Origin of the sequence: Paraoerskovia marina (genome assembly GCF_900105445.1) — a bacterium.
Lineage (GTDB): Bacteria > Actinomycetota > Actinomycetes > Actinomycetales > Cellulomonadaceae > Paraoerskovia > Paraoerskovia marina.
In genome coordinates this window covers 2,137,957-2,153,068 of sequence record NZ_LT629776.1, presented here as the reverse complement: position 1 = coordinate 2,153,068, position 15,112 = coordinate 2,137,957, and the positions used below count along the sequence as shown (strand labels likewise).

General features: G+C 70.0%; 14 protein-coding genes. All 14 read left to right on the top strand.

The annotated features are described in order from the left end of the window. The 14 genes from BLU20_RS09715 (at position 1) to dnaE (ending at position 15,106) form a co-directional block, all read left to right on the top strand. Positions 1 to 1,287 (top strand): FtsW/RodA/SpoVE family cell cycle protein, encoded by a 1,287-nt coding sequence (locus BLU20_RS09715; protein ID WP_083372393.1) that lies wholly within the window; start codon positions 1 to 3, stop codon positions 1,285 to 1,287. A 91-nt stretch (positions 1,288 to 1,378) separates the two neighbouring features. Further along, on the top strand, positions 1,379 to 2,506 hold the full coding sequence (gene murG, locus BLU20_RS09710; protein WP_083372392.1) for an undecaprenyldiphospho-muramoylpentapeptide beta-N-acetylglucosaminyltransferase: 1,128 nt from the start codon (positions 1,379 to 1,381) through the stop codon (positions 2,504 to 2,506). Continuing rightward, the gene (gene murC, locus BLU20_RS09705; RefSeq protein ID WP_407946457.1) at positions 2,503 to 3,900 is read left to right on the top strand and encodes a UDP-N-acetylmuramate--L-alanine ligase; all 1,398 of its coding nucleotides are present in this window, start codon (positions 2,503 to 2,505) and stop codon (positions 3,898 to 3,900) included. Before murG ends, murC begins: the two co-directional genes overlap by 4 nt. Next, the gene (locus BLU20_RS09700) at positions 3,897 to 4,874 is read left to right on the top strand and encodes a cell division protein FtsQ/DivIB (protein ID WP_083372391.1); all 978 of its coding nucleotides are present in this window, start codon (positions 3,897 to 3,899) and stop codon (positions 4,872 to 4,874) included. The genes murC and BLU20_RS09700 overlap by 4 nt, the downstream gene beginning before the upstream one ends. Positions 4,875 to 5,038: 164 nt before the next feature. Further along, a complete protein-coding gene (gene ftsZ / locus BLU20_RS09695; protein WP_083372390.1) occupies positions 5,039 to 6,313 on the top strand; it encodes a cell division protein FtsZ in 1,275 nt (424 codons plus the stop codon). Between the two features lie 3 nt (positions 6,314 to 6,316). Next, positions 6,317 to 7,042, top strand: a complete 726-nt coding sequence (locus BLU20_RS09690; RefSeq protein WP_083372389.1) for a polyphenol oxidase family protein — start codon at positions 6,317 to 6,319, stop codon at positions 7,040 to 7,042. Between the two features lie 143 nt (positions 7,043 to 7,185). Continuing rightward, complete coding sequence (locus tag BLU20_RS09685; protein WP_083372388.1) at positions 7,186 to 7,659, top strand: cell division protein SepF; 474 nt, start codon at positions 7,186 to 7,188, stop codon at positions 7,657 to 7,659. Positions 7,660 to 7,683: 24 nt separating this feature from the next. After that, a complete protein-coding gene (locus BLU20_RS09680; protein ID WP_029252649.1) occupies positions 7,684 to 7,974 on the top strand; it encodes a YggT family protein in 291 nt (96 codons plus the stop codon). 171 nt (positions 7,975 to 8,145) lie between these two features. Further along, the gene (locus tag BLU20_RS09675; protein ID WP_083372387.1) at positions 8,146 to 8,820 is read left to right on the top strand and encodes a DivIVA domain-containing protein; all 675 of its coding nucleotides are present in this window, start codon (positions 8,146 to 8,148) and stop codon (positions 8,818 to 8,820) included. A gap of 115 nt (positions 8,821 to 8,935) precedes the next feature. After that, positions 8,936 to 9,397, top strand: a complete 462-nt coding sequence (locus BLU20_RS09670) for a TraR/DksA family transcriptional regulator (protein WP_029252651.1) — start codon at positions 8,936 to 8,938, stop codon at positions 9,395 to 9,397. A 50-nt stretch (positions 9,398 to 9,447) separates the two neighbouring features. Next, positions 9,448 to 10,059, top strand: coding sequence for a signal peptidase II (locus tag BLU20_RS09665; RefSeq protein WP_083373011.1), 612 nt, complete (start codon positions 9,448 to 9,450; stop codon positions 10,057 to 10,059). Then, positions 10,056 to 10,988 (top strand): RluA family pseudouridine synthase, encoded by a 933-nt coding sequence (locus tag BLU20_RS09660; protein ID WP_083372386.1) that lies wholly within the window; start codon positions 10,056 to 10,058, stop codon positions 10,986 to 10,988. The genes BLU20_RS09665 and BLU20_RS09660 overlap by 4 nt, the downstream gene beginning before the upstream one ends. Continuing rightward, positions 10,985 to 11,464 (top strand): GNAT family N-acetyltransferase, encoded by a 480-nt coding sequence (locus tag BLU20_RS09655; RefSeq protein ID WP_083372385.1) that lies wholly within the window; start codon positions 10,985 to 10,987, stop codon positions 11,462 to 11,464. Before BLU20_RS09660 ends, BLU20_RS09655 begins: the two co-directional genes overlap by 4 nt. 60 nt (positions 11,465 to 11,524) lie before the next feature. Further along, positions 11,525 to 15,106 carry a DNA polymerase III subunit alpha gene (gene dnaE, locus BLU20_RS09650; RefSeq protein WP_083372384.1) on the top strand — a complete coding sequence of 1,194 codons (3,582 nt, stop codon included), beginning with the start codon at positions 11,525 to 11,527 and terminating at the stop codon, positions 15,104 to 15,106. Positions 15,107 to 15,112 lie beyond the last annotated feature (6 nt).

Here is a 15,112-nt window from a genome sequence, read left to right as displayed (position 1 = left end):
ATGGCACCTGCTGCGACAGCCCGTTCTGCGCCGCGCCCGGTCTCTCAGGGGCGGTGGGACACGGTCACGACCAGCTACTACCTCATCATCGGTTCGACGGGTCTCCTGCTGCTCCTGGGTCTGATCATGGTGCTCTCGGCGTCCGCACCGACACAGGTCGCGGCCTCGGCGAGCCCCTACGGCCTCTTCTTCCGACAGTCGGCCTACGCGGCGATCGGCCTCGTCGGCCTGGTGGTCGCGAGCCGTCTTCCGGTCGCCTTCTACCGCCGCTCGGCACCGGTGCTGCTGCTCGCGGCCCTGTTTCTCCAGGCGCTGACCCTGACCGGGTTCGGACACTCGGTGAACGGCAACTCGGGGTGGTTGGACCTCGGGGGGGTGACGGTCCAGCCGGCCGAGATCCTGAAGCTCGCGCTGGCGCTCTGGCTCGGCGCCGTCCTCGGACGCAAGCGCGCGCTGCTCGGCCAGTGGCGGCATGTCCTGGTCCCGGCGGCCCCCGTCGTGGTGATCGCCCTCGGACTGGTGCTCGGTGGCAACGACCTGGGGACCACGATCGTGCTCTGCCTCGTCGTCGCGGCCGCGTTCATCGTCTCGGGCGCGGAGTGGAAGCTCTTGACGATGGGCGGGGTGCTGGCCGCCGTCGGGATGGTCGGTCTGTTCGTCGTCGGCAACTCCAACCGCACCGACCGCATCAGTGCGGTCTACGGCGCCTGTGCGGACGCCGTCCGCGGCCAGGTCTCGAGCGCGGACGCGGCGGACGCGTGCTACCAGTCCGTGCACGGGATGTGGGGACTGGCCACGGGGGGCCTTCTCGGCGTCGGACTCGGCTCGAGCCGGGAGAAGTGGAGCTATCTGCCCGCGGCGGTCAACGACTTCATCTACTCGGTGCTCGGCGAGGAGTTCGGGTTGTTCGGGACGCTGGTCGTCCTGGCACTCTTCGGTGTCCTGGGCTTCGCGATGGCCCGGGTCGTCATGCGGCACCCGGACCCGTTCGTCAAGGTGGCCACGGCCGGGATCTCGGCGTGGATCGTCGGGCAGGCGATCATCAACATCTGCGTGGTCGTGGGGCTGCTCCCGGTGATCGGGGTTCCGCTGCCGCTGATGTCCGCGGGCGGCTCTGCGCTCATCGCGACGTTGCTCGCGATCGGTGTGGTCCTCGCGTTCGCGCGCGACGAACCGGGCGCGCGGGAGGCGCTCGCCGCGCGCCCTCACGTGATCCGCCGGACGTTCAGCGTCGTGGCGGGCGCGACACGGCGGGTACCGTTGCGGCGCGGCGGCAGTGCAAAATGAGAAGACTGTCGCCCGACCGACCGTCAGGCGAACCCGCATGACGCCTCGCTGCCGTTCTGGGCGGCGACCGACCAAGGAGATCTGAACCGTCGTGCCCCATCCTTCCCGCTCCGCCTCCGCCGTTCTTCTCGCCGGTGGTGGGACCGCCGGACACGTGAACCCCCTGCTCGCCGTCGCCGACGAGCTGCGACGGCGTGACCCCGACGTGGCCCTGGCGATCCTGGGGACGACGGAGGGGCTCGAGGCCGATCTCGTCCCCGCCCGCGGCTACACCCTGACGCCGCTGTCCCGGGTCCCGTTCCCGCGTCGACCCGGGATGGACTGGTTCCAGTTCCCGGGACGGTTCTCGGACGCCGTCCGTGCGGCGGGCCAGGCCATCGACGACTCGGGAGCCCAGGCCGTGGTGGGCTTCGGCGGGTATGTGTCGACACCGGCCTACGTCGCCGCGCGACGTCGCGGGGTCCCCGTCGTCATCCACGAGCAGAACGCCCGTCCCGGCCTCGCCAACCGACTCGGAGCACGGTGGGCGGCTCGCGTGGGAGTGACGTTCGAGGGGACGCCCCTGCCCGGCGGCGTCGTGACGGGTCTGCCGCTCCGTGCCGAGGTTGCCGGGCTCGTCGCGGCTCGCGAGGCCGACGTCGACGCGGTGCGCCGCGACGCGGCGAAGGAGCTCGGTCTCGACCCGGCGCTCCCTACCCTCCTGGTGACCGGCGGATCGCTCGGGGCGGTCAGCCTCAACCGCGCTGTCTCCGGGGCGGCTCCGGCGCTCGCCGAGGCCGGGATCCAGGTCCTGCACCTGACTGGGCGTGACAAGTCCGCCGAGGTGCTCAGCACGCTCGGGCAGGCGCCGGGACCGAACTACCACGTCCGGGAGTACCTCGACCGCATGCACCTGGCGTACGCGGTAGCGGACCTCGTGGTCTGCCGCTCCGGGGCGGGAACCGTGAGCGAGCTCGCGGCCTTGTCGATCCCGGCGGTGTACGTCCCCCTCCCCGTCGGGAACGGCGAGCAGCGGCTGAACGCTCGTCCCGTCGTCGAGGCCGGCGGAGGGATCCTCGTCGAGGACGAGGACCTGCACCCTGCGTATGTCGAGAAGCAGCTCGTCCCGTTGCTCACCGACCGGGACCGGCTGGTGACGATGGCGCAGTCTGCAGGGGAGGTCGGCGTACGCGACGGCGCAGCACGCGTCGCGGACCTGGTGGCCGAGGTGGTCTCGTGACGACGACCGCCCTCACAGACCTCGGGAACACCCATCTCATCGGTGTCGGGGGAGCGGGAATGTCCGTCGTCGCCCGGCTTCTGGACGCCGCGGGCGTCGCGGTCTCGGGTTCCGACGCTCGCGACGGCGACGCTCTGCGAGGCCTCCAGGCCGACGGGATCCGTGCCGTCGTCGGCCACGACCCTGCGAACCTCCAGGACGTGGACACCGTCGTCGTCTCAAGCGCCGTCCGTGAGGACAACGTCGAGCTGGCCGCGGCACGTGCTCGTGGCATCCGGGTCGTTCATCGCTCCGAAGCGCTCGCCGCGCTCATGGTCGACCGTCGTGCGGTCGCCGTCGCCGGGGCCCACGGAAAGACGACGACGACCGCGATGCTGGCGACGATGCTCGCGACCCTCGGACTCGACCCGTCGTTCGCCGTCGGCGGGACCGTCACGACCGTGGGTGGTCCTGTCGCCGGAGGTCACCTCGGGACCGGCGACATCCTGGTGGCCGAGGCGGACGAGTCCGACGGATCGTTCCTTGCCTACTCGCCGACAGTCTCGATCGTGACCAACGTCGAACCGGACCACCTCGACCACTATGGGAGCCGCGAGGCCTTCGAGCAGGTCTTCGTCGACTTCGCCGCGAGACTCGGCCGGACCGGGACTCTCGTCGCGTGCCTCGACGACGACGGCTCCGCGCGCCTGGCCGCCCAGCACGGTTCGGTCGGCGGGCGCGTCCTGACGTACGGGCAGGCTCTCGGGGCTGACGTGTCCGTCGAGATCGGTGCCGGGGCGGTCGGCGGTCGGGCGACGATCCGTGCTGCGGACGCCTCCGCGGATCTGCAGCTCTCCGTGCCCGGCGTCCACAACATCCTCAACGCGGCTGCCGCGGTCGGCGCCGCGCTCGTCCTGGGTGTCCCGCTCGAGGACGCCGTGCGCGGCGTCTCCGCGTTCCGGGGGACCGGGCGTCGGTTCGACCTGCGCGGCGAGGCCGGGGGAGTCCGGGTCGTCGACGACTACGCCCACCACCCGACCGAGGTCGAGGCACTCCTGCGTGCGGCGCGCGGGGTGGCCGGAGACGGCCGTGTCGTCGTCCTCTTCCAGCCGCACCTCTTCTCCCGTACCAAGGCGTTCGCGCCCGAGTTCGCCCGTGCGCTGGCGCTCGCCGACGAGGTCGTGGTCACGGGTGTCTACGCGGCGCGGGAGGACCCCGACCCTCAGGTCGACGCGTCGACGATCGTCCGGCACATGCCGTCCGGATCCGCGCGTGCTGTCGAGGACAAGACCGCGGCGGCCGCGGCGGTCGCCGCGGCCTCACGGCCCGGCGACCTGGTGCTCACGGTAGGTGCCGGGGACGTCACCGAGCTTGCACCGGTGCTCCTCGACCTGCTGGAGGAGGGCACGTCGTGACGCCCTCGCGCCCGCGGCCACCGGCTCCTCGCACGCCTGTGCGCCAGAAGTCGACGACGCCCGCGCCGTCGACGACCGCAGCCGCGAAGTCGGCATCGGCCACGTCTGGTGCGGAGAGGCCGGCGTCCGCCCCGGTCTCGCTCGACCAGGCGCGGTCCCGCCGCGCGGCGACGAGCGAGAAGTCCCGGCCCGCGACCGAGCAGGCCGGGCGCGACGGCGCCAGGCCTGTCGTCACGCACGGCCATGCCGCGCGTCTTGCCGAGCGCAGGGCGATGGGGCGACGCCACCGGGTCAGGCTCGTGTCGATCTGGTCTGCCGCCGTCCTCGCGGCGGGAGCGATCGTGTGGATGCTCTTCTTCTCGCCGGTGCTCGCGGTCGACGCGGAGGACGTCTCCGTCGCGGGCGTCGACGCCTACATCGACGCGGACGCCGTGGACGCGGTCGTCGCGGACGCGGCCGGCACGCCGTTGCCGCGGATCGACACGGTCGGGATGCGTGACCGGCTCCTCGAGCTGCCGGGCGTCGACGACGCCCGGGTGCTGCGCGCCTGGCCGGCGGGGCTGGACGTCACCGTGAGTCCGCGGACCCCGGTGGCCGCCGTCCCGTCGGACGACGGCACGGAGCTGCTCGACGCCGACGGCGTGGCTGTCGCGACGGTGACGTCTGTGCCGAAGGGCCTGCCGCTGATCGAGATCGAGACGGACGACGCGGCCGCACGTGCACGGGCGATGCGGGCGGCGCTGGTGGTGCTCAACACCCTGCCGCCGGAGACCCGGGCCGAGGTGGCCGAGGTGTCGGCGGACACCCAGGACGACGTCATGACGGTGATGAGGAACGGCACCGAGGTCGAGTGGGGCAACGCCGAGCGTGTCGAGCTGAAGATCGCCGTGCTCGAGGAGCTGCAGGGCCTCGACGAGTCCGCCGACGCCACCGTCTTCGACGTCTCGTCGCCCACCCGACCCATCACGCGGTAGTCGACCGCGGGGGTGTGACGGTGGATCCCCGGCGCGACACGCGGGTCCGGTGATTGAACCAGCTCCGGGTGACCTTTACCGTCGAACTCGGAAGAACCTGACATAACGATAACCCTCCACTTGAGGGTGAGGGTTCAGGGTCGAGCAGATCGAGAGGCAACGACGTGGCAGCTCCGCAGAACTACCTGGCAGTCATCAAGGTGGTCGGTATCGGTGGCGGTGGCGTGAACGCCGTCAACCGCATGATCGAGGTCGGCCTCAAGGGAGTCGAGTTCATCGCCGTGAACACCGACGCGCAGGCACTCCTCATGTCTGACGCCGACGTCAAGCTCGACGTCGGGCGTGAGCTGACGCGTGGGCTGGGCGCGGGCGCCGACCCCGAGGTCGGCAAGAAGGCGGCCGAGGACCACGCCGAGGAGATCGAGGACGTGCTCCGCGGAGCCGACATGGTCTTCGTCACCGCCGGCGAGGGTGGCGGCACCGGTACGGGCGGTGCTCCCGTGGTCGCCCGGATCGCACGCTCGCTCGGCGCGCTGACGGTCGGCGTCGTGACGCGCCCGTTCACGTTCGAGGGCCGACGCCGCTCGGTGCAGGCGGACCAGGGCATCGAGGCGCTGAGGGACGAGGTCGACACCCTGATCGTCATCCCCAACGACCGTCTCCTCTCGATGTCCGACAAGTCCGTCTCGGCGCTCGACGCGTTCCACTCCGCCGACCAGGTGCTGCTCTCCGGCGTGCAGGGGATCACGGACCTCATCACCACGCCGGGGCTGATCAACCTCGACTTCGCGGACGTGAAGTCCGTGATGCAGGGCGCAGGAAGCGCGCTGATGGGGATCGGCTCCGCCCGGGGCGACGACCGCTCCGTCCAGGCCGCCGAGCTGGCGATCTCGTCGCCGCTGCTCGAGGCCTCGATCGACGGCGCCCACGGAGTGCTCCTCTCGATCCAGGGCGGGAGCGACCTCGGGCTCTTCGAGATCAACGAGTCGGCACGCCTGGTTCACGAGGCCGCGCACCCGGAGGCCAACATCATCTTCGGCGCGGTCATCGACGACGCGCTCGGCGACGAGGTCCGTGTCACGGTCATCGCCGCCGGGTTCGACGGCGGTGCCCCGCAGACCAGGACCGACACGCGTGCTCTGGGCCAGGTCAACCAGCCGCGCCCGACCTCCGAGAGCACTCCGACGCCGCCCGCGACCGCGCCGCAGACGGGTGCTCACCAGATGCCCCGCACCCTCGCTCCGATCGCCTCGGAGCCGGACGACGTCCCGGCCTCGCTCGACGCTCCGGCGCCGGTCGCGCAGTCTCAGAGTGACGCGTCGGGCCCGACGTCGTCGCCCGAGCCCCGACCGCGTCCCGCCGTCGAGGTGCCTCGGGTCAACGACGAGGCGCCGGTGCACCGCCGGGACGAGCTCGACGTCCCCGACTTCTTGAAGTAGGCCGTGGGCGACGATCTCTCTGTTCTCGAGGTGGACCTCGGCCCGGGAGTCCGGGCCGGGTTCACGCGGCGACACCCCGGTCGCTCCTCCGGTTCGTACGCGGGCCTGAATCTCGGACTCCACGTCGGCGACGAGGCGGCCGACGTCCGTCGCAACCGCGCGCTCGTCGACGCGTGGGCCGGGGTTCCGGTGCGCTACGTCGACCAGGTCCACGGCACGACCGTCGTGGACAGCACGAGCGACGAGACCGCGGCCGACGGGCTGATCGTCAGGAAGGGGCACGCGGGCGCGGTAATGGTCGCCGACTGCGTTCCGGTGCTCCTGGCGGACGCCTCGCGTCGCGTCGGCGCCGCCGTCCATGCCGGTCGCCGGGGACTGACCGCCGGAGTCGTCGCCGTAGCCGTCGACGCACTGGTGGCACGGGGCGCGCGTCCTGACTCGCTCCGGGCCGTCGTCGGCCCGTCCGTGTGCGGGGCCTGCTACGAGGTGCCGGCCGAGATGCACGACGAGGTCGTGGCGTCGGTGCCGTCGGCGGCTGCACGCACCCGGGACGGCGCGCCGGCCCTGGACCTGGCGCGTGGCGCCGTCGCGCAGCTTCGTGCCCTCGGGGTCGCCGACACGACCCGCGTCGGCGGGTGCACCGCCGAGGAGGACGAGTGGTACTCCCACCGGGAGGCGACATGGGCGGGCGGCGTCACCGGTCGTTTTGCCGGGGTCCTCCGGATCTGACCGAGGCAGGCACGCGCTGACGAACCCAGGCACACCCTGGGGTAAACACGCAAGGCCTGGCGTGTCGTGCCTTCGATCCTTGGTGGCGTCGAGTTAGCGTCTATACACCGGATTGACGGTGCCGACAAGGATGGAGTCAGGTGATGGCCGGAGCGCTGCACAAGACCATGTTGTACCTGGGTCTCGCTGACGACCAGGGTGAGCGACGAGACGAGTTCGACGAGGAGTTCGAGGAGACGGAGGCAGACATGCCGCAGGACTTCCCCGCCGAGGTCACACCGATCCACCGGTCGGTCTCGTCGCGCGAGACCGGCTCCGCGGTCACGGCCGAGTCCGGCCGTATCGCGACGATCCACCCGCGTTCCTACAACGACGCCCGGATAATCGGGGAGGCGTTCCGTGGCGGGACGCCCGTGATCATCAACCTCTCGGACATGGACGACGCGGATGCCAAGCGCCTGGTCGACTTCTCGGCGGGGCTGATCTTCGGACTGCACGGCAACATCGAGCGTGTCACGAACAAGGTGTTCCTGCTGTCGCCCGAGAACGTGATGGTCTCGAGCGAGCCGAAGGGCCAGAAGAAGCCCAGCGCGGGCGCGTTCTACAACCAGAGCTGACCCGACGTCTGGCACAGTGGTTCTGTGCAAATATTCTGGGGAATCATCGCGTTCCTGCTCTTCCTCTACCTGATCCTGCTGATCGGTCGGCTCGTTCTCGACTGGGTCCAGGTGTTCGCCCGCGACTGGCGTCCGCAAGGATTCATGCTCCTGGTCGCCGAGACGGTGTACACGACGACCGACCCGCCGCTGCGTGCGCTGCGCAAGGTCATCCCTCCGCTACGCATCGGGCAGGTGAGCCTTGACCTGGGTTTCATCATCCTCTTCATCGCGGTCTCGATCGCCCGCACCTGGGCAAGCATCCTCGCGACGTAGGTCCGCCCTCGTGTGATCCAGGGCGCACGAAACCGAACTCCGGGACGAACCGGCGTTTAGTGCTTCACAGCTCCGTGACGCCGACCGGCCTGGCCGAGCAAACTCCGATACTTTGGTTCCAGGTGATCGCCAGATCCCGGACCGACAGCGCAACCGCAACGAGGTGACACGATGGCACTGCTGACTGCCGAGGACATACTGAACAAGAAGTTCTCCGCGACGAAGTTCCGTGAGGGCTATGACATCGAGGAGGTCGACGACTTCCTCGACGAGGTCGTCCGGACGCTGAACTCCGTCCAAGAGGAGAACGAGGACCTGACCTCCAAGCTCGCTGCCGCCGAGCGGCGCGTGGCGGAGCTCAGCCGTGCGGGCGCCGCAGGTGCGGCCGCCGAGCCGCACGTCGAGGCACAGCCCGAGCCGTCGCCCGAGCCCGAGCCGGAGCCCGCCGTCGTCGCGGCCGCGGCTGCGAGCCCTGCGGTCTCCGGGGCCGAGCCCGAGTCCGCCACGGGCATGCTCCAGATGGCCCAGAAGCTGCACGACGACTACGTGCGCTCCGGTCAGGAGGAGAGCGACCGTCTCATCAGCGAGGCGAAGGAGGAGGGCAACCGACTCGTGCAGGAGGCGGAGGAGACGTCTCACCGCACCCTCACGCAGCTGGAGCAGGAGCGTTCGCTCCTCGAGCGGAAGATCGACGAGCTGCGCCTGTTCGAGCGCGACTACCGCACCCGTCTCAAGAGCTACCTGCAGAACCTGCTGGGGGACCTCGACAACCGCGGCAGCGCACTTCCGCCGCGCAGCAACGCGGCAGCAGGCAACCGCTCGGGAGATCTCCCGCCGAGCATCTGATCACGCGTCGGTCTGGTTTCTTCGCAGCCGGTGCGCGCGACACACCACGGCGTGGTGTGTTGTGCGCACCGGCTGTCGCGTTTAGTCTCGCCGTCACTCGACCCAGGAGGCCGTCATGACGAAGCTCAGCGCTGCGGAACGTGCCGCAGTCAAGGAAGAGTTCCCAGAACTCGGCCGACAGGTGAAGAAGTACCCCGTGCGCGACGGAGAGTCGGCGTGGACGCTGAACGAGGCGGAGACCCTCGTCGTCGGTCTGATGGCGGAGCGTGAGCGCCTGCAGCGAGAGCTGACGGAGGCGGACGTCGAGCTGTCCGACTTCTTGCGCAACTCCGGTGAGGGGGCCGGTGACGACCAGGCGGACTCGGGCGCCAACGCGCTGGAGCGTGAGCAAGAGCTCACGATCGTGAACAACATGCGCGACCTGCTGGCGCAGACCAACCGTGCTCTCGAGCGGGTCGCGCGCGGCACGTACGCCACGTGCGAGGCCACGGGCGCCGCCATCGGCAAGGCACGGCTGCAGGCCTTCCCGCGGGCGACCCTGAGCGTCGAGGCAAAGGCCCGCGAAGAGCGGCGTTGAGCCCGCCGGGTGTGATCCGACGTGGTCGCGTCGTGGCAGACTTGATCCCGATGTCCACACAGCCCGCGCGCCCGGTGCGCCGTTCCCTCATCGCGTGGACGGTCTCGCTGGCCGTCCTCGTCCTCGTCGTCGACCAGGTCACCAAGATCTGGGCCGAGAATGCCCTTGCCGGCGAGGGGTGGATTCCGCTCGTCGGCGATCTCCTGGGCCTCGTCCTGGTGTACAACCCCGGTGCGGCGCTCTCGATCGGCACGGGCATGACGTGGGTGCTCACGGTCCTGGTGGTCGTCGTGGTCGCGGTGATCATCCGGTCCTTGCGCAGGCTCGGTTCGCTCGGCTGGGCGATCGCTCTCGGCCTGCTCCTCGGCGGCGCGGTCGGCAACCTCGTGGACCGGCTCACCAACGAGCCCGGATTCGCGCGCGGGCACGTGGTCGACTTCATCGACTACGGGGTCTTCGTGGGGAACGTGGCCGACATCGCCATCGTCGCCGCCGCCGTCCTGATCGCGATCCTCGCGCTGCGTGGGGTCGGCATCGACGGAGAGCCGCTGGTGGACGACGAGGGGGACGAGTCGCCGTCGTCGGACGACCCGGCGCGGGCCGAGCCCGCCGCGGTCGACCCCACGGACCCGGAGAACCGGCCCGGGAACGGGCCGGCGTGAGCCGCAAGGAGCTTCCCGTCCCGGACGGACTCGTCGGTGAGCGCGTCGACGCCGCGGTAGCCCGGATGCTGGGCGTCTCGCGGACCCGTGCCGCCGAGCTCGCCGCCGACGGCAACGTCCTTCTCGACGGGACGGCCGTCCGCAAGTCGGACAGGCTCCCCGAGGGCGGCTGGCTCGAGGTCGACCTCCAGGACCCGGCGCCCAGCGCGGCGGCCGTCGTGGCGGAGCCGGTCCCGGGGATGACGATCGCCTATGAGGACGACGACGTGGTCGTGGTGAACAAGCCCGTCGGCGTGGCTGCCCACCCGTCCCCGGGATGGACCGGACCGACCGTGGTCGGAGCGCTCGTCGCAGCCGGCTACCGGATCTCGACGTCCGGCCCGGCCGAGCGTCAGGGGATCGTCCACCGCCTCGACGTCGGTACGTCCGGGTTGATGGCGGTCGCGAAGAGCGAGGTCGCGTACACGGGGCTGAAGCGGGCGTTCAAGGAGCGCACGGTCGAGAAGGTCTACCACGCGTTGGCGCAGGGCCACCCCGAGCCGACCCGCGGGACGATCGACGCACCGATCGGGCGTCATCCGGGCAACGACTGGAAGTTCGCCGTCACCGCCGACGGCAAGCACTCGGTCACGCACTACGAGGTGCTCGAGATGCTTCCGGCCGCGTCGCTCGTCGAGGTTCACCTGGAGACAGGCCGCACCCATCAGATCCGCGTCCACTTCCAGGCGGTCCGGCACCCGCTCGTGGGCGATCTGACCTACGGGGCGGATCCCCGGCTGGCGGAGCGTACGGGCCTGACCCGGCAGTGGCTCCACGCGATGCGACTCGCCTTCGACCACCCTGTCACCGGGCGGCGGGTCGAGGTGAACAGCGAGTACCCGGACGACCTGGCGCAGGCCCTCGAGGTGGTCCGGGGCGCGTACGCATGACCGGGTCGTACACGGTCGAACGCGTCGCGGACGCGGCGGGCCTCGAGGAAGCTTGGGCGCTGCGGTTCGCCGTCTTCTGCGACGAGCAGGGCGTGCCACGGGCCGAGGAGATCGATGCGCTCGACACGGACCCGTCGACGTCGCACGTGCTCGTGCGGGCAGTCGACGGGACCGTGGTCGGGACCGGTCGGCTGCTGGTCGACGACACGCCCGGCGACGTGCACATCGGGCGCGTCGCGGTCGCCGCGCGTGCGCGGGGGACCCGCGTCGGCGCACTGGTGATGGACACGCTCGAGCAGTGGGCGCTCGCCGAGAACGCCGCGACGACGCCGACGGGCTCACGCGTCGTCGTCCGTCTCAGCGCGCAGACGCAGGCCGAGGGCTTCTACCGGCGGTGCGGGTACGAGGTCGAGGGGCCTGTCTACCTCGACGCCGGGATCGACCATCGCGACGGCGTGAAGGTCCTCACAGCGTAGGACGGGACGAGAGGTCGTGCCGTCCCCCGGACTGTCCCCGGCGGGATCTAGACTCGTCGCATGCCGTCTGCCAGCTCCACGACCGAGGACGACTTCGTCCACCTGCACGTGCACACCGAGTACTCCATGCTTGACGGAGCCGCGCGGCTGGGCGACCTCTTCGAGGAGACCTCGCGACTCGGTCAGAAGGCGATCGGGACCACCGACCACGGGTACGTCTTCGGGGCGTTCGAGTTCTGGTCGAAGGCGACGGCGGCGGGGATCAAGCCGATCATCGGCGTCGAGGCGTACGTCACCCCCGGGACGAGCCGCTTCGACCAGACGCGCGTCCGGTACGGCGAGAAGGGCCAGGAGTCCGACGACGTCTCGGCCCGCGGCGCCTACACGCACATGACGATGTGGGCCAAGAACAACACGGGTCTGCACAACCTGTTCCGTGCAAGCTCCCTCGCCTCGCTCGAGGGTCAGATGGGCAAGTGGCCGCGCATGGACCGCGACCTGCTCTCGACGTACTCCGAGGGCATGATCGCGTCGACCGGATGCCCCTCGGGCGAGATCCAGGTGCGACTGCGTCTGGGCCAGTGGGACGAGGCGGTGCGCGCGGCCGGCGAGCTGCAGGACATCTACGGCAAGGAGAATTTCTACGTCGAGCTGATGGATCACGGGCTCGACATCGAGACGCGCGTCACGAAGGACCTGATCCGGCTGTCCGAGGCGATCGGCGCGCCCCTGGTGGCCACGAACGACCTGCACTACGTGCGACGCGAGGACTCGAAGTCTCAGGAGGCCCTGCTCTGCATCAACTCGGGCTCGACGCTCGACGACCCGGACCGGTTCAAGTTCGACGGAGACGGCTACTACGTGAAGTCGGCCCGCGAGATGCGCGAGCTCTTCCGTGAGCTGCCCGAGGCGTGCGACAACACGCTGCGGATCGCCGAGCAGTGCGAGGTCTCGTTCGACACGAGTGCCAACTACATGCCCCACTTCCCGGTGCCCGAGGGCGAGGACGAGGTCAGCTGGTTCGTCAAGGAGGTCGAGAACGGCCTGCACCGCCGGTACCCGGACGGGATCCCGGACGCGTCGCGAGAGCAGGCGAGGTACGAGACCGAGATCATCGTCCAGATGGGGTTCCCGGGCTACTTCCTCGTCGTCGCCGACTTCATCAACTGGGCGAAGGAGCAGGGCATCCGTGTCGGGCCCGGCCGAGGTTCGGCCGCCGGGTCGATGGCGTCCTACCTGATGGGGATCACCGAGCTGGACCCGTTGGAGCACGGACTCATCTTCGAGCGCTTCCTCAACCCGGAGCGCGTCTCGATGCCCGACGTCGACGTCGACTTCGACGAGCGCCGGCGCGGCGAGGTCATCCGGTACGTGACGGACAAGTACGGCGACGACCGTGTGGCCCAGGTGGTCACGTACGGCACCATCAAGGCCAAGCAGGCCCTGAAGGACTCCTCGCGGCTCCTCGGCTTTCCGTTCGCGATGGGGGAGAAGCTGACGAAGGCGATGCCTCCCGCGGTGATGGGCAAGGACATCACGGTCTCCGGCATCTTCAACCCGAAGGACCCTCGCTACCAGGAGGCCGAGGAGTTCCGGAAGATGCACGAGCAGGACCCGGAGGCGCAGCGCGTCGTCGACCTGGCTCAGGGGATCGAGGGGCTGAAGAGGCAGTGGGGCGTCCACGCGTGCGCACTCATCATGTCGAGCGCGCCCCTGATCGACGTGATCCCGCTGATGCGGCGGCCGCAGGACGGCGCGATCATCACGCAGTTCGACTACCCGACCTGCGAGGGCCTCGGGCTCATCAAGATGGACTTCCTCGGGCTGCGCAACCTGACGATCCTCGACGACGCGCTCGAGAACATCGTGATGAACGGCAAGGAGCCGGTCGACATCGAGCACATCGGCCTCGACGACCAGGCGACGTACGACCTGCTCGCCCGGGGCGAGACGCTCGGGGTGTTCCAGCTCGACGGCGGGGCGATGCGCGCGCTCCTCCGCCAGCTGCGCCCGGACAACTTCGAGGACGTCTCGGCCGTCATCGCCCTGTACCGACCGGGGCCGATGGGGATGAACTCGCACACTAACTACGCCCTGCGCAAGAACGGGCTCCAGGAGGTCACCCCGATCCACCCGGAGCTCGAGGAGCCGCTCGCGGAGATCCTCGGGGAGACCCACGGGCTGATCGTCTATCAGGAGCAGGTCCAGCGCGCCGCGCAGATCCTCGCCGGCTACTCCCTCGGACAGGCCGACCTGCTTCGTCGTGCCATGGGCAAGAAGAAGAAGGAGGTCTTGGACAAGGAGTACATCCCGTTCCAGGCGGGGATGCGCGAGCGCGGGTACTCCGACGCCGCGATCAAGGCCGTGTGGGACGTCCTCGTGCCGTTCGCGGGCTACGCGTTCAACAAGGCCCACTCGGCGGGCTACGGACTCGTCTCGTACTGGACCGGGTATCTCAAGGCGAACTACCCGACCGAGTACATGGCGGGCCTGCTCACGAGCGTCCGGGACGACAAGGACAAGTCCGCGCTCTATCTCAACGAGTGCCGTCGCATGCACATCACGGTGCTCCCCCCTGACGTCAACTCCTCGGCGGCGAACTTCACGGCGGTGGGGGACGACATCCGGTTCGGTCTGACGGCCGTGCGCAACGTGGGGCGCAACGTGGTGGACGCGATCGTCGCGACCCGCGAGGAGAAGGGTGACTTCACCTCCTTCACCGACTTCCTCGACAAGGTCCCGGCGGTCGTCTGCAACAAGCGCACGATCGAGTCGCTCGTCAAGGCAGGAGCGTTCGACTCGCTCGGACACCCACGGCGGGCACTCGTCGTCGTCCACGAGCAGGCCGTGGACGCGGTGATCTCGGTCAAGCGGGAGGAGGCCAAGGGGCAGTTCGACCTCTTCGCCGACCTCGGCGGCTCCGAGGACGACGCGATGGGGTTCCAGGTCGACGTCCCGGACCTGCCCGACTGGGACAAGAAGCAGCTCTTGGCCTTCGAGCGCGAGATGCTCGGACTCTACGTCTCCGACCACCCGCTCTCCGGGCTCGAGCACGTGCTCGCCCGGCACGCGGACACCGGGATCGCGGCCCTGCTGACGGACGAGGGGCGGACGGACGGCTCGACGGTCACGATCGCCGGGCTCGTGACGTCGCTCCAGCGCAAGATGAGCAAGAACGGCAATCCCTGGGCAGCGGTGACCATCGAGGATCTCGACGGCGGCGTCGAGGTGATGTTCTTCGGCGAGACCTACCTGGCCTACTCGACGATCCTCGCCGAGGACCAGGTGGTGGTGCTCAAGGGCCGGGTGCGGCGTCGTGACGACACGATGCAGCTCCAGGCGATGGAGGTGAGCCTCCCCGACGTCTCCAACGTCGCGGACGCTCCGGTGCTGGTCAGCCTTCCGGAGTCGCGCTGCACGCCGCCGCTCGTGGAGCGCGTGCGCGAGATCCTGGCGACCCATCCTGGGACCGCCGAGGTGCACCTGCGCCTCCAGAGTCCTGGCCGGACCACCGTGATGCGCCTCGAGGCGACACTGCGGGTCGAACGTTCGCCCGCGCTCTTCGGTGATCTCAAGGCGTTACTCGGACCGTCGTGCCTCGCATCGTCGCCTGTCGGCGTCGGCGTCGGCGCAGGCGTCTAGACTCGA

Excerpts from the sequence above, each read along its gene's own strand:
- BLU20_RS09715 (WP_083372393.1), top strand. The coding sequence starts at position 1 with ATGGCACCTGCTGCGACAGCCCGTTCTGCGCCGCGCCCGGTCTCTCAG.
- BLU20_RS09685 (WP_083372388.1), top strand. The coding sequence starts at position 7,186 with ATGGCCGGAGCGCTGCACAAGACCATGTTGTACCTGGGTCTCGCTGAC.
- BLU20_RS09675 (WP_083372387.1), top strand. The coding sequence starts at position 8,146 with ATGGCACTGCTGACTGCCGAGGACATACTGAACAAGAAGTTCTCCGCG.
- BLU20_RS09670 (WP_029252651.1), top strand. The coding sequence starts at position 8,936 with ATGACGAAGCTCAGCGCTGCGGAACGTGCCGCAGTCAAGGAAGAGTTC.
- BLU20_RS09665 (WP_083373011.1), top strand. The coding sequence starts at position 9,448 with ATGTCCACACAGCCCGCGCGCCCGGTGCGCCGTTCCCTCATCGCGTGG.
- BLU20_RS09655 (WP_083372385.1), top strand. The coding sequence starts at position 10,985 with ATGACCGGGTCGTACACGGTCGAACGCGTCGCGGACGCGGCGGGCCTC.
- dnaE (WP_083372384.1), top strand. The coding sequence starts at position 11,525 with ATGCCGTCTGCCAGCTCCACGACCGAGGACGACTTCGTCCACCTGCAC.